The sequence below is a fragment of the Cupriavidus sp. GW823-FHT07B10 genome, from assembly GCF_058794355.1.
The window spans coordinates 99,299-111,053 of sequence record NZ_JBXAGS010000013.1; the positions used below are offsets into that span (position 1 = coordinate 99,299).

General features: G+C 64.6%; 13 protein-coding genes. 10 read left to right on the forward strand and 3 right to left on the reverse strand.

The genetic code is table 11. The annotated features are described in order from the left end of the window. Nucleotides 1-89 precede the first annotated feature (89 nt). Nucleotides 90-1,001, forward strand: coding sequence for a transcriptional regulator GcvA (locus AC1Q6V_RS24245; RefSeq protein WP_037024416.1), 912 nt, complete (start codon nucleotides 90-92; stop codon nucleotides 999-1,001). Between the two features lie 14 nt (nucleotides 1,002-1,015). On the opposite strand, the gene AC1Q6V_RS24250 is transcribed toward AC1Q6V_RS24245, so the two are convergent. Genes AC1Q6V_RS24250 through AC1Q6V_RS24260 form a run of 3 tightly spaced genes read right to left on the reverse strand, consistent with a single transcriptional unit; the run spans nucleotide 1,016 to nucleotide 4,029 of the window. Next, a complete protein-coding gene (locus tag AC1Q6V_RS24250; RefSeq protein ID WP_010811858.1) occupies nucleotides 1,016-1,951 on the reverse strand; it encodes an amidohydrolase family protein in 936 nt (311 codons plus the stop codon). 41 nt (nucleotides 1,952-1,992) lie between these two features. Continuing rightward, nucleotides 1,993-3,213, reverse strand: coding sequence for a CaiB/BaiF CoA transferase family protein (locus AC1Q6V_RS24255; RefSeq protein ID WP_037024417.1), 1,221 nt, complete (start codon nucleotides 3,211-3,213; stop codon nucleotides 1,993-1,995). Between the two features lie 33 nt (nucleotides 3,214-3,246). After that, the gene (locus tag AC1Q6V_RS24260) at nucleotides 3,247-4,029 is read right to left on the reverse strand and encodes an enoyl-CoA hydratase-related protein (RefSeq protein ID WP_439671728.1); all 783 of its coding nucleotides are present in this window, start codon (nucleotides 4,027-4,029) and stop codon (nucleotides 3,247-3,249) included. Between AC1Q6V_RS24260 and AC1Q6V_RS24265 the strand changes: the two genes are divergently transcribed. The 9 genes from AC1Q6V_RS24265 to AC1Q6V_RS24305 all read left to right on the forward strand — a co-directional run bounded on the left by AC1Q6V_RS24265 (nucleotide 4,016) and on the right by AC1Q6V_RS24305 (nucleotide 11,566). Next, on the forward strand, nucleotides 4,016-4,180 hold the full coding sequence (locus AC1Q6V_RS24265; RefSeq protein WP_161940233.1) for a hypothetical protein: 165 nt from the start codon (nucleotides 4,016-4,018) through the stop codon (nucleotides 4,178-4,180). The two genes, AC1Q6V_RS24260 and AC1Q6V_RS24265, sit on opposite strands and share 14 nt — an antisense overlap. A 120-nt stretch (nucleotides 4,181-4,300) precedes the next feature. Continuing rightward, entirely contained in the window at nucleotides 4,301-5,275 is a 975-nt protein-coding gene (locus AC1Q6V_RS24270) for a Bug family tripartite tricarboxylate transporter substrate binding protein (RefSeq protein ID WP_454749741.1), read from the forward strand. Nucleotides 5,276-5,277: 2 nt separating this feature from the next. Continuing rightward, a complete protein-coding gene (locus AC1Q6V_RS24275; RefSeq protein WP_037024419.1) occupies nucleotides 5,278-6,471 on the forward strand; it encodes a fumarylacetoacetate hydrolase family protein in 1,194 nt (397 codons plus the stop codon). A 1-nt stretch (nucleotide 6,472) separates the two neighbouring features. Next, nucleotides 6,473-7,402 (forward strand): NAD(P)-dependent oxidoreductase, encoded by a 930-nt coding sequence (locus AC1Q6V_RS24280; RefSeq protein ID WP_037024421.1) that lies wholly within the window; start codon nucleotides 6,473-6,475, stop codon nucleotides 7,400-7,402. Next, a complete protein-coding gene (locus AC1Q6V_RS24285) occupies nucleotides 7,399-8,544 on the forward strand; it encodes an alpha-hydroxy acid oxidase (RefSeq protein WP_010811864.1) in 1,146 nt (381 codons plus the stop codon). The genes AC1Q6V_RS24280 and AC1Q6V_RS24285 overlap by 4 nt, the downstream gene beginning before the upstream one ends. Before the next feature lie 86 nt (nucleotides 8,545-8,630). Beyond that, a complete protein-coding gene (locus AC1Q6V_RS24290; RefSeq protein WP_010811865.1) occupies nucleotides 8,631-9,623 on the forward strand; it encodes a tripartite tricarboxylate transporter substrate binding protein in 993 nt (330 codons plus the stop codon). 322 nt (nucleotides 9,624-9,945) lie between these two features. Beyond that, entirely contained in the window at nucleotides 9,946-10,524 is a 579-nt protein-coding gene (locus AC1Q6V_RS24295; protein ID WP_143010748.1) for a Bug family tripartite tricarboxylate transporter substrate binding protein, read from the forward strand. 190 nt (nucleotides 10,525-10,714) lie between these two features. Then, nucleotides 10,715-11,026: a hypothetical protein gene (locus AC1Q6V_RS24300; RefSeq protein WP_010811866.1), complete on the forward strand. Its 312-nt coding sequence runs from the start codon at nucleotides 10,715-10,717 to the stop codon at nucleotides 11,024-11,026. 300 nt (nucleotides 11,027-11,326) lie between these two features. After that, nucleotides 11,327-11,566: a hypothetical protein gene (locus AC1Q6V_RS24305; protein WP_161940234.1), complete on the forward strand. Its 240-nt coding sequence runs from the start codon at nucleotides 11,327-11,329 to the stop codon at nucleotides 11,564-11,566. Nucleotides 11,567-11,755: the final 189 nt, after the last annotated feature.

An 11,755-nucleotide genomic window follows, 5' to 3' on the forward strand; every position in this document is an offset into this window, starting at 1 on the left:
CTGTGGCCGGCCGGGCACCGGAGCCGGTTAAAGTCGCACTTGGTTGTCCATGGCGACTTTTGCAATCCCGCGCCGACGGCGCATTTCGTATGCCCAGAAAAATCCCCCCCCTGAACCCGCTCCGCGCCTTCGAAGTATCGGCGCGGCAGATGAGCTTTACCAAGGCGGCCGAAGAGCTGTTCGTGACGCCTTCGGCGGTGAGCCACCAGGTCAAGTCGCTGGAGGAGAACCTGGGCATCGCGCTGTTCATCCGCGACTCCAAGACGCTCACGCTCACGCCGGCGGGCAAGGCGTATCTGCCTGGGGTGCAGGAAGCCTTCCGCCAGCTGGAGGTCGCGACCTACCAGCTGCACCGCGAGAAGAGCGCTTCGCTGCTCAAGATCAATCTGCCGCCGACATTCGCCGTCAAGTGGCTGATACCGCGCCTGCGCGGCTTCGACCAGGCCCATCCGGACCTGGACCTGAAGGTTTCCACCTCCAAGCACATGGCGGACTTCTCCCGCGACGACGTGGACATGGAGATCCGCTACGGCCGCGGCGTCTATGCCGGCCTGCATTCCGAGATGGTGCTGCCCGTCGAGGTCTTTGCCGTGTGCAGCCCGGTGCTGCAGCAGGGGCCGCACCCCATCGAGGGGTTTGCAGACCTGAGGCACCATGTGCTGCTGCATGACGACAGCACCTATGACGACGTCAGCAACCCGAACTGGGCCACCTGGCTGACGCACATGGGGGTGCATGACCTGGACACCACCCGCGGGCCGTCCTTCTGGCCCAGCCACCTGGTGATCGATGCCGCGATCGACGGGCAGGGCGTGGCGCTGGTGAAGAAAAGCTGGGTGCAGCAGGACCTGGCTTCGGGCAGGCTGATGCGCCTGTTCCCGGAATACGGCCTGCCTGTCGAGTTCGCGTACTACCTGGTGTTTCCGCAGGATCGGCTGGGCGATCCGCGCATCGCGGCCTTTGTCGGCTGGATGCGCGAGGAGCTGGCCCGGGGACCGTGATAGGTTTCGGGGCCTTACCTGCCGCCAGCGACCTGCCCGATCCGGTAGATGCGCGCCGCATTGCCGGCCCACAGCGCCTGCTGCTGGGCGGGCGCCAGAGGCGCAATGGCCTCGGCAAAAGCCGCGACGATGGCCGGGTAGCTGGTGACCAGGCTGTCGACCGGGAAGTTGCTGGCGAACATGCAGCGGTCTGCGCCGAAGATGGCAATGGCGTCGCGGATCACCGGGAGGTTGGCCTCTGCGGACCAGGGGATGTTGCGCTGGCCCAGTCCCGAAATCTTCAAGGCGGCATTGGGGGCCTGGGCAAGGGTTTCCAATGCCCTCCTCCAGCCGGCCAGTCCTTGCGTGCTGCGGTCCGAGGGCAGGCCGGTGTGGTTGAGTACCAGCGTGGTGGCCGGAAAATCGCGCGCCAGCTCCAGGGCCTGCTCCAGGTGCCACCACGGCGCCTGGAGGTCGAAGGACAGGCCGAACTGCTGCAGCAGCGCATATCCGTCGCGCCAGCGCATGTCGTCCATAGAGCCCGGTTCGCCGCGGCAGAAGTCGCCGATCCGCGCCGCCACCACGGGCTTGTGGCGGATGCCGCGGACCATGTCAAAGGCGGCCTGCGCCGCCAGCACCTGCCTGGCATCAGCGGCGCCCAGATCCGCGTGCGCCACCACCACCGAGGGCCGCTGGTAGCGCTGCGCCAGCGTGGCCAGCCATTGGGTTTCGTCCACCGGCGTGCCGCGATCCCACTCCGCTTCGATATGGACCGTGGCCACCGGCGCGCAGCCCCGGGTGTCGGCCGCGAAGTCGTCGGACAGGTAGTTGCGCTGCAGCGCCTCGTAGCTGCCGTACCGGAAGTCATGGACGGTTTCGCCCTGCAGCCAGGGGTAAGGGTTGCGGCCGAGGTCCCAGAAGTGGTGGTGGGCGTCGATGAAGGCCGGAATCCCGGCGTTTGCAGAAGTCATGGTCGATGAGGGCGCGCAGAAGGGCTGCAGGAATGTACCGCTTATGCGGCCACGGCGACCTTGCCCTGAGCGCCGAACGCGCCCGCATTGTGCAATTGTTCAATGCGCTCGGACGACAAGCCGAGTTCGGCAAAGACCTCTCGCGTGTGCGCGCCGAGCAGGGGCGCCGCGCGGCGGATCTGCTGCGGTGTGCCCCGCAGCTTGACCGGAAAGCCCAGCACCTTGACCTTGCCTTCGACGGGGTGGTCCATCTCCATCACCATGTCGCGGGCCACGGACTGCTCGCAGGCCAGGGCTTCTTCGTAGTTGTGGATCGGCGCTGCTGGCACGCCCGCGGCGAGCAGCAGATCCACCCATTCGGATGCGGGCCAGCGCGCAAACTCGGCCTCCAGCAGCGGGATGAGCACGGCCCGGTTCTTGATCCGTTCCACGTTGTCGGTGAAGCGCGGGTCGGCGAGCAGGTCCTGGCGCTCGATCACCTTGCACAGGGCCGCCCACAGCTTGGGGTTGGCGGCGCCGATGACGAAGTGGCGGTCCGCGGCCTTGACGGCCTGGTAGGGCGCGCTCATGCGGTTGGCGCTGCCCAGCGGCGTCGGCACGCGGCCGGTGCCCCAGAATTCGGCGCTTTCCCAGATCGACAGCCCCAGCGCGGTCTCGAACAGCGAGGCATCGATGTACTGGCCCTGGCCCGTCTGCTCGCGGCCGATCACGGCACTCAGGATGGCATAGGCGGCAAACAGGGCGGCGCCCAGGTCGGCAAAGGGCACGCTGGACTTCATGGGCGCACCGCCGGGTTCGCCCATCACGCTCATGGGGCCACAGCTGGCCTGGGCGATCAGGTCCAGGCCGGGGCGCATGGCCCAGGGCCCGGTCTGGCCAAAGCCCGAGATGCTGGCATAGACCAGGCGCGGGTTGATGGCCTGCAGCGTGGGGTAGTCGATCTTCAGCCGCGCGGCCACGCCGGGGCGGTTGTTCTCCACGAGCACGTCGGCGCTGCGCACCAGCTCGTAGAAGGCCTCGAGTCCCTGCGGGTTCTTCAGGTCAATCTCGACGCTGCGCTTGTTGCGGTTCAGCGCGATGAAGCCACCGCTGTCCTCGCCCTTGAGCTTGAAGCCCATGGCGCGGCGGGTCTGGTCGCCCACGCCGGGCGTTTCGACCTTGATCACGTCGGCGCCCATGTCGCCCAGCAGCATGCAGCAATAGGGGCCGGCCATGATCTGGCTGACGTCAAGGACGCGGATGCGGGAAAGTGGAAGAGTCATTGCAGTCGGAAGGAAGAGATGGGGAAGACGGGTTCAGCGGCCGACGAAGCTGGGGCGCTGCTTGGCCAGAAAGGCCTGGAAGCCGATTTGGAAATCCTCGGTCTCGAAGCACTCGTAGGCGACTTCCTGCTCGGCGTCGGTCAGCGATCCGGGCTGGGCCAGCCGGTGGACGAAGCCCTTGTGCCAGCGCGCCACCAGCGGTGCGCCGGCAGCGATGCGGCGGGCCGCGGCATAGCCCTCTTCCCGCACGGCTGCATCGGGCACCACACGGTTGATCAGTCCTTTCTGCATGGCTTCCGCCGCGTCGAACACGCGGCCTTCGAGAACGATCTCCAGCGCCACGGCGCGGCCGGCGAGCGCGACGAGGGCGCCCAGCTCGCCGTAGGACATCACCAGGCCCAGGCGGTTGATCGGGGCGCCGAAACGGCTGGACTCGCCGCAGATGCGCATGTCGCAGACCGCGGCCAGTTCCAGCCCGCCGCCGACACAGGCACCCTGGATGACGGCCAGCGTTGGATGCCGGCTCTCGGATACCGCTTTCATGGCCCGGTTCGTCACCTTCCCATAGGCCATGGCCTGGGCCTTGTTCAGCCGGGTGCGGGGAAACTCCTCGATGTCGGCACCCGCCGAGAAGGCCCGCTCCCCCGAGCCCCGCACCACGATGCAGCGGACCGAGTCATCGGCCTCCAGTTCCTGCATCAGGTCGCCCAGGCGCTGCCACATCTCCAGGTTCATGGCGTTCATCTTGTGTGGGTTGTTCAGCGTGAGGGTGACGATCTGCTGTTCGTCGCGGGAGAGGAGGATGGCGTCTTCCATGGTTCAAATGCCTTTGTCGAATGGGGCGATGGGGTCACGCATGGAAAAAAGTGTAGGAAAGGCGCTGCTGGCTCTCAACCGAGAAAAACTGGGCGTCTGCACAAGAAAAATTCAGCCTGCAGTGCATGAGAAAATCTCGTCGATCGCTTGAGTTAATCCACGTTGTTGCGCGTGATCGCGACTTCTAAACTTTCTGCCAAACAAGCCTGCCAACCCCTACGGACTGGCCCGGAAAAGCAGGCCCTGGACAAGGAAATCAAGGAGGCAGCACATGCAACGACGTCAATTTCTGGCCGCCACAGGGCTGGCCGCCCTGCACGGGATTTCGCTGGCAAGCGAGACCGAAGCGCTGCTGCCCAAGACCCCGATCCGGATCATTGTGGGATTTCCGCCGGGCGGCGGAACCGACGTCATGAGCCGTGTGCTTTCGCAGCAGCTGAGCCTGCGCTGGAACCGTACCGTTATCGTCGAAAACAAGGCGGGCGCTGCGGGCGTGATCGCTGCGGAGTACGTTGCGAAGCAGCCGCCGGACGGCGCTACCCTGCTGATGACCAATTTCAGCAATCACACCATTGCCCCCAGCCTCTATCCAAAGATCGGCTATGTCGCGGAACGCGATTTCACACCCATTGTGCTTGTGGGCACTACGCCCTGCCTGCTCATCTGCCGAAAGGAGCAGCTCGCGCAGACGATTGCCGAGATCATTCAGCGCTGCAAGGAAAACCCGGGCACGGTGAGCTTCGGGTCGTCGGGGCCTGGCTCCATCCAGCATCTGGCGCTGGAGATGTTCCAACTGCGCGCCGGAGTGAAGGCGCTGCACACCCCGTATCGCGGCTCCGCGCCCATGATTTCGGACCTGATGGGCGGCCAGATCGACTACAGCTTTGAAACCATGACTTCGGCCGCTCCCCATGTGAAGAGCGGCAAGGTGGTGGCGATCGCCCAGACGGGGCTGGCACACGCCAAGGCACAGCCGGACGTTCCCACGGTGGCGGAGAGCGGGTTCCCGGGTTTTGACGCCAAGGTCTGGTATGGCCTTGCCGGCCCGCGCGGCTTGCCGGATGCCCTGGTGCAAGCCATGAACAAGGATGTGAACGAGGCACTGCTGGTCCCTGCGGTAGCAGAAAAGCTGGTGTCGTTCGGTGCCGAGGAAGGCGGCGGATCCGCCGCCCAATTCAACGCTTTCATTGCCAGCGAAAAGAAGAAATGGACGCAGGTGATTCGTGATGCAAAGGTGACGGTCTGAAGATGAATACGGAAAAATTTGTAATCGATTGCTCTCTTCCCGAGGACCGGGCCGCAGCGGCCCTGGTGGGCCGGGTGTGGCGCCCGCAAGGCGCAGAGGGCCGCCTGGAAGGCCCGTGTGTCGTGGCGGTGCGCGGCGGGCGGCTCGTCGATCTGAGCAGGCAGGTGGCGACGATGTCCGACCTGCTGGAGCGCGACGACCGGCTGCAGCTGGTCCTGAATGCAGGAGGCGAGGACCTGGGGCCGGTGGAGGACTGGCTGGCCAGCAGCCTGTGCCACGGCGGCGATCCGCGGCATCCGCATCTGCTGGCGCCCTGCGATCTGCAGGTCGTGAAGGCGGCTGGCGTGACCTTCGCGGCCAGCATGCTGGAGCGGGTGATCGAGGAGCAGGCCAGGGGCGAGCCCGAGAAGGCGCATGCCATACGGGCCTCGATGACGGCCATCGTGGGAGAAGACCTGTCGGCCATCAAGCCGGGCTCTGATGAGGCGCGCAAGCTCAAGGAGGTGCTGTCCGCCCAGGGGCTGTGGTCGCAGTACCTCGAGGTAGGCATAGGGCCCGATGCCGAGGTGTTCACCAAGGCGGCGCCGCTGTCGTCGGTAGGGCATTGCACGGCGGTCGGCCTGCATCCGGCATCGCACTGGAACAACCCGGAGCCGGAGATCGTGCTGGCCGTGAACTCGCGCGGCAAAATCGTGGGCGCGACCCTGGGCAACGACGTGAACCTGCGCGACTTCGAGGGGCGCAGCGCATTGCTGCTCGGCAAGGCCAAGGACAACAATGCCTCCTGCGCCATCGGTCCCTTTGTGCGCCTGCTGGACCAGCATTTCACGCTTGAGGACATAGCCTGCGCCGAGGTGCAGCTGACAGTCTCCGGCACGGACGGTTTTGTGCTGAACGGCAGCAGTTCTATGCAATACATCAGCCGCTCGCCCGAGGGCCTGGTCCGGCATGCGATGGGCCGGCACCACCAGTACCCCGACGGCATCTTCCTGCTCTGCGGAACCATGTTTGCCCCGACTGAGGATCGCGGCGCGCCGGGGGCCGGTTTTACCCACCATATGAACGACCAAGTCTGCATCTACAGCGCCAGGCTGGGCGGGCTGTTCAACCCCGTCGGGCTCAGCGACCAGTTGCCGGCCTGGACCTTCGGTATCGGCGCGCTGATGCGCAATCTGGCCGCGAGAAAGCTGATCTGACATGAGTTTTCCTAATATTGGTTTTGTCGGCATAGGCCTGATGGGCGAGGCCATGACGCTGCGCCTGCGCGATCTCGGCTATCCGGTCTTTGTCTCGAACCGCGAGCCCGAGCGGCTGGCCGCGGTGGCGGCTGCGGGCGCTACGGCGCTGGCATCGCCGGCTCAGGTGGCCCGGCAGTGCGATGTGGTGCTGATGTGCGTGCTCGATGATGCGGCGGTCGACTTCTGCACCCGGGGGCCGCAGGGCATTGCGCAGGCTGAAGGGGGAGCGGGCAAGCTGATCATCGATTTTTCGACCATCTCGCCCCGCACCACGCGGGACCTGGCAGCGTATGCGCGCCAGCATGCGGGTATGAACTGGATGGATGCACCGGTGTCTGGCGGGCCGCAAGCGGCACGCGACGGCCAGCTCACCATCATGGCGGGCGGCAGTGCGGAGGATTTCGAGCGGGCGCGCCCGGTGCTGGAAGCGTTGGGCAGCCAGGTGTCGCTGATGGGCCCGGCAGGTGCCGGCCAGACGGCAAAGATCATCAACCAGGCCATCGTCGGCGTGGGCTTTGTGCTCATGAGCGAGGCCGCCTTGCTGGCCGAGGCTTCCGGCATCGACGCGGCGCGGTTGCCGGCTTGCCTGAAAGGCGGGTTTGCGGACAGCGTGCTGCTGCAGAAGGTCTATCCGCGCATCCATGAGCGCCGCTTTGATCCACCCATTGGCTATGCGCGCCAGCTGTCCAAGGACATGGACGCGGTGCAGGCCTTTGCGCGCGATGCCGATTGCGATCTGCCCATGGTGCAGGAGGCTGCGCGGCTCTTCGCACGCTATGTGGAGGGCGGCGCCGCGATCGCCGATTCGGCCTCCATCATCCGCCTGTACGAAATGGGGCAGGCCAGAAATCAGGATCGCCAGGGCGGCAACGAGGGAGAGGGCGCATGAAGCAGACCATCACCTGCGTAGAAGACCTGCGCGTGCTGGCGCAAAAGCGCGTGCCGCGCATGTTCTACGACTATGTGGACGTGGGCTCCTGGACCGAGAGCACTTACCGGGCCAATTCCGCGGACTTCCAGAGCATCCTGCTGCGCCAGCGCGTGGCGCTCGATCTGTCACAACGCTCGGTGCGTTCGACCATGGTGGGGCATGACGTGGCGATGCCGGTGGCCATCGCGCCCACGGGCCTTACCGGCATGCAGCATGCGGACGGTGAGATCCTAGCCGCCCGCGCGGCCAAGGCCTTTGGCGTGCCGTTCACGCTGTCCACGGTCAGCATCTGCTCCATCGAGGATGTGGCCGAGGGTACGGACGGCCATCCCTTCTGGTTCCAGCTGTATGTGATGCGCGACCGTAAGTTCGTGCAGCGGCTGATGGAGCGGGCCGAGGCCGCAGGCTGTTCGGCATTGGTGGTGACGCTGGACCTGCAGATCAGCGGCCAGCGCCACAAGGACCTGAAGAACGGGCTTTCCGCGCCACCCAAGCTCAGCCTGCTCAATCTGCTGAACATGGCCGGCAAGCCGCGCTGGTGCCTGGGCATGCTGGGCACCCGCCGGCACAGCTTCGGCAACATCATTGGCCACGTCGATGGGGTGGACAGCATGACTTCGCTGGCCGAATGGAGTTCGCAGCAGTACGACCCCGCGCTGAGCTGGGACGACATTGCCTGGATCCGCCGCCTGTGGAAGGGCAAGCTGATCCTCAAGGGCATACAGGACGTGGAGGATGCGCGTCTGGCCGTGGCCAGCGGCGCCGATGCCGTGATCGTCTCCAACCACGGCGGGCGGCAGCTCGATGGCGCGCCGTCCTCCATCCGCGCACTGCCGGCCATCGCCGAGGCGGTTGGCCAACACATCGAGGTCCATATGGACGGCGGCGTGCGCTCGGGCCAGGACGTGCTCAAGGCCATTGCCCTGGGCGCCAAGGGCGTCTACATCGGGCGGGCCATGCTCTACGGCCTGGGCGCCATGGGCGAGCAGGGCGTGGCCCGGACGCTGGAAATCATCCGTAAGGAGCTAGACCTGACGATGGCGTTTTGCGGAAAAACGGACATCAGGAATGTGGACGCATCCATTCTGCTTTTCTCTTGAGAACGAATTTAAGAGCGTGTTCACGATCTCTACGCGGCGCGAGGAGATCGTGAACACACTCTTACAACACCTAACCGGAGACACTCATGAACCATTCCCTTGCCCAAACCATGTCGGCGGCTCGCCGCAAGCAGCTGCTTGCCGGCATAGGCCTGCTGTCGCTGGCCGCCGCTCCAGCCTTGGCCCAGCCCGGCGCCTATCCGCAGCACTCGATAGAGCTGGTCGTGCCCTACCAGGCCGGCGGCGGTGCCGACGTGATGGCTCGGGCCTTCTCCAAGGCCGCGGCCAAGGTGATGCCCCAGGGCATCGTCGTCGTCAACAAGCCCGGCGCGGCCGGCGTGATCGGCTGGCAGGAGGTCATCCGCGCCAAGCCGGACGGCTACAAGCTGGCACTGACCACGGTGGAAGTGACTTTTCTGCATTACCTGGGCCTGGCCAAGTTCGACCAGCATGCGCTGCGCCCGATTGCCAAGCTGAATGCGGACCCCGCCGTGATCGTGGTGCGCAGCGATGCGCCGTATGCGAGCATCGAGGACTTCCTGGCACAGGCGCGCAAGCCTGATTCCAACGTACAGATAGGCAACGCAGGCCAGGGTTCCATGTGGCACATGGCCTCGGCCGCATTGGCCGAAAAGGGCAAGGCCAAGTTCAACTACATCCCCTACCAGGGCGGCTCGCCGGCACTGCTGGCGCTGCTAGGCAGGCATATCGATGCCGTGATCGCGAGCGCACCGGAAGTGATTCCCTATGTCAATTCGGGCAAGCTCAAGGCGCTGGGCGTGATGTCGGAAAAGCGGATCAAGGGACTGGAGAACACGCCCACCATGCGTGAGAAGAACATGGACCTGGTGCTGGGCACTTGGCGCGGTCTGGCCGTGCCCAAGGACACGCCGGAGCCGGTGGTCCAGGTGCTGCGCGAGGTCGCGGAGAAATCCATGCGCGATCCGGAGCTGCGCCAGGTGATGGAAAAGCAGTTCTTCACCACCGACACCTATGAGAATACTGCCGCCTTCACCAAGAGCATGGCCAAAGAGAGCGCGGAGCTCAAGGTGATTGCCAGCGGCATCTCGCTGCAATAAACACGTTCCAGCACGCATTGAAGGCTGGCCGCTTAGTCTAGCCAATTGACCCGATTGCCCGGCCGCCACGCACTTGTCGTCTTGCACCCAGCGGGACGGATCGAAGTGAAGGTGGAATTGGAGGGGGAGGGCGCTGCGGCTACTGTAACAAGAGCGGCCCTCGTTCGATCGGCACGCAAAATCATAGAAGGCCAGCTCCATCTGCCCGATTATGTCTTCTCGCGGCCGGAAGGCAGCCGAGCAAAGCAGGCATCGTCTCGGCATTCGCTGCGGATTATCGTACCCACCCGTGCGGGGGGCGGCAACGATCTTGGTCGCCCACATGAAGCGCGAGCCTGGAAGGTTTCGCTACGCGTCCGCAGGGGACGGTACACCGCCCCACTTTGCCGCAGGGCTTTTCCAACTGGCCACTGGTACTTCGGTGCGCAGTACCACCTTCGAGGGCGCAGCGCCTGCCATCGCGTCGACCATTGACGGACAGACACAGGTTATGTTCGCCAGCCTGCTGACAGCGTATCGGCCAGTGGGTGCCGGTCAGTTGCGAGCCCTGGCAGTCGCCGGACCCAAACGTCTGCCAGTGCTGCCAGAAGCACCGACGCTTGCGGAGTTGGGCGTTAGGGGCATGGAATTGACTCAGTGGTATGGTCTGTTCGCCCCGGCGGGAACCGCTGCCACGATGGTGGAACAGCTCAATGGCGCCTTGTCTGCAGTCCTACGGGATCCAGAGGTCAAAGCGGGCTTCGAGAGGTATGGCGCAACCCCCGAGCCAGGCGGTCCTGAGCTGCTCGCAAGACGGGTAGAGACTGAACTAGAGCGCTGGCAGCGCATTATTAAGGTGTCAGGTCTTGCGCCTTCGTCGATCGACGGTGACCCAGTGCAACAGTTTCTGGAGCCCTGCTAAATTGCCTCGCAAGGGTGGTGGTCGGTACCCGATGTGGTGCTTGAAACTGGGCACGCTCGATAGGTGGGTTTCGCCTGCCGTGAAGGAGAGCGTGCAAAGGTTGGGGAGGCCACCAAGAAAGTGCCGCTTAGGGACCGCGCCGGTTGTGTGTGGACTAGGCTGATCGGTATCGCAACGGTCGGAGCAAACCATGCGGTTGATCATCGAAGCCAGGTTGGCGGACGAGGGCAGCGATAATGGCCAGGGCGTCGACGGCGTTTTGGCAGTGATTGAGCGCTGTGACGGTAGTCTTGCGGATCTGGGCCTGACCCTCGCGGAGGGCCGGTCGCTGTTGGCCAAGGTTCAGACCGAGTTGGTTTCGAAACAGGTCGCGGGATGGCTCTCGGGCCAGACTCGTTGTCGGTGTTGCGGGGCGGCCTTGAGCCACAAGGACCGCCGATCGACGGTGGTGCGCACGGTGTCGCACGCGGCAGGATTCTCGATTGGTTCCACATCGCTATGAAGTTCAAGGCGGCGCAGCGTTCCGTGTTCGGCAGTAAGGTCATCGATTCACTGGAACGAGAGTCGATAGAGACCGAAATCATGCACGCCAAGTGGCTCGCATGGCATGGCAAGGGCCGCAAAGCGTTGGAGCGCATCAAGGCATTGGACGCGCAGCTCCTGACGAGGACGGGGTATGAACTCAGTACGCTGTGGTGGAACCTAGATAGAGTCTGCGGGTACCTTCGGAGCAACGCGTCCACGTTGGTCAACTACGGCGGCCGGCATCGAAAGGGCTTGCCGATCAGCGGCGGAGTCCGCTGTGAATCAGGTCATCAGCCAACGCATGGCTAAGAAGCGACAGATGCGCTGGACGGACGAGGGGGCGCACTGCATGGTCCAGGTCAGGGTGGCGGTTTTGAACGGAGAACTCTCACCCGAGCGCATCTCCGCACTGGCGATCGGCTCGCGTCACAGCAGATGCTTCAATAATTGTTCCCCCCGCCGGCATCAGCCAGACAGAATCGACCGCGACATCCTCGTCGCAATCCAGGGCGCCTGACGAAACGGTCTCCCCAAATTTTGCACGCTCTCACTTGGATCGAAGGCAAAAGTGTCATTTCGCACGCAGTCCGCATGAATTTTGCCACTTCGCATCCTAGACTTCGAGAGCTGAGAGCTGAGAGCTGAGAGCTGAGAGCTGAGAGCTGAGAGCTGAGAGCTGAGAGCTGAGAGCTGAGAGCTGAGAGCT

What these genes read in the sequence shown, in the direction of transcription:
- AC1Q6V_RS24245 (WP_037024416.1), top strand. Translation starts at nt 90, where the DNA reads ATGCCCAGAAAAATCCCCCCCCTGAACCCGCTCCGCGCCTTCGAAGTA.
- AC1Q6V_RS24250 (WP_010811858.1), bottom strand. Translation starts at nt 1,951, where the DNA reads ATGACTTCTGCAAACGCCGGGATTCCGGCCTTCATCGACGCCCACCAC.
- AC1Q6V_RS24255 (WP_037024417.1), bottom strand. Translation starts at nt 3,213, where the DNA reads ATGACTCTTCCACTTTCCCGCATCCGCGTCCTTGACGTCAGCCAGATC.
- AC1Q6V_RS24265 (WP_161940233.1), top strand. Translation starts at nt 4,016, where the DNA reads ATGGCGTCTTCCATGGTTCAAATGCCTTTGTCGAATGGGGCGATGGGG.
- AC1Q6V_RS24260 (WP_439671728.1), bottom strand. Translation starts at nt 4,029, where the DNA reads ATGGAAGACGCCATCCTCCTCTCCCGCGACGAACAGCAGATCGTCACC.
- AC1Q6V_RS24270 (WP_454749741.1), top strand. Translation starts at nt 4,301, where the DNA reads ATGCAACGACGTCAATTTCTGGCCGCCACAGGGCTGGCCGCCCTGCAC.
- AC1Q6V_RS24275 (WP_037024419.1), top strand. Translation starts at nt 5,278, where the DNA reads ATGAATACGGAAAAATTTGTAATCGATTGCTCTCTTCCCGAGGACCGG.
- AC1Q6V_RS24280 (WP_037024421.1), top strand. Translation starts at nt 6,473, where the DNA reads ATGAGTTTTCCTAATATTGGTTTTGTCGGCATAGGCCTGATGGGCGAG.
- AC1Q6V_RS24285 (WP_010811864.1), top strand. Translation starts at nt 7,399, where the DNA reads ATGAAGCAGACCATCACCTGCGTAGAAGACCTGCGCGTGCTGGCGCAA.
- AC1Q6V_RS24290 (WP_010811865.1), top strand. Translation starts at nt 8,631, where the DNA reads ATGAACCATTCCCTTGCCCAAACCATGTCGGCGGCTCGCCGCAAGCAG.
- AC1Q6V_RS24295 (WP_143010748.1), top strand. Translation starts at nt 9,946, where the DNA reads ATGAAGCGCGAGCCTGGAAGGTTTCGCTACGCGTCCGCAGGGGACGGT.
- AC1Q6V_RS24300 (WP_010811866.1), top strand. Translation starts at nt 10,715, where the DNA reads ATGCGGTTGATCATCGAAGCCAGGTTGGCGGACGAGGGCAGCGATAAT.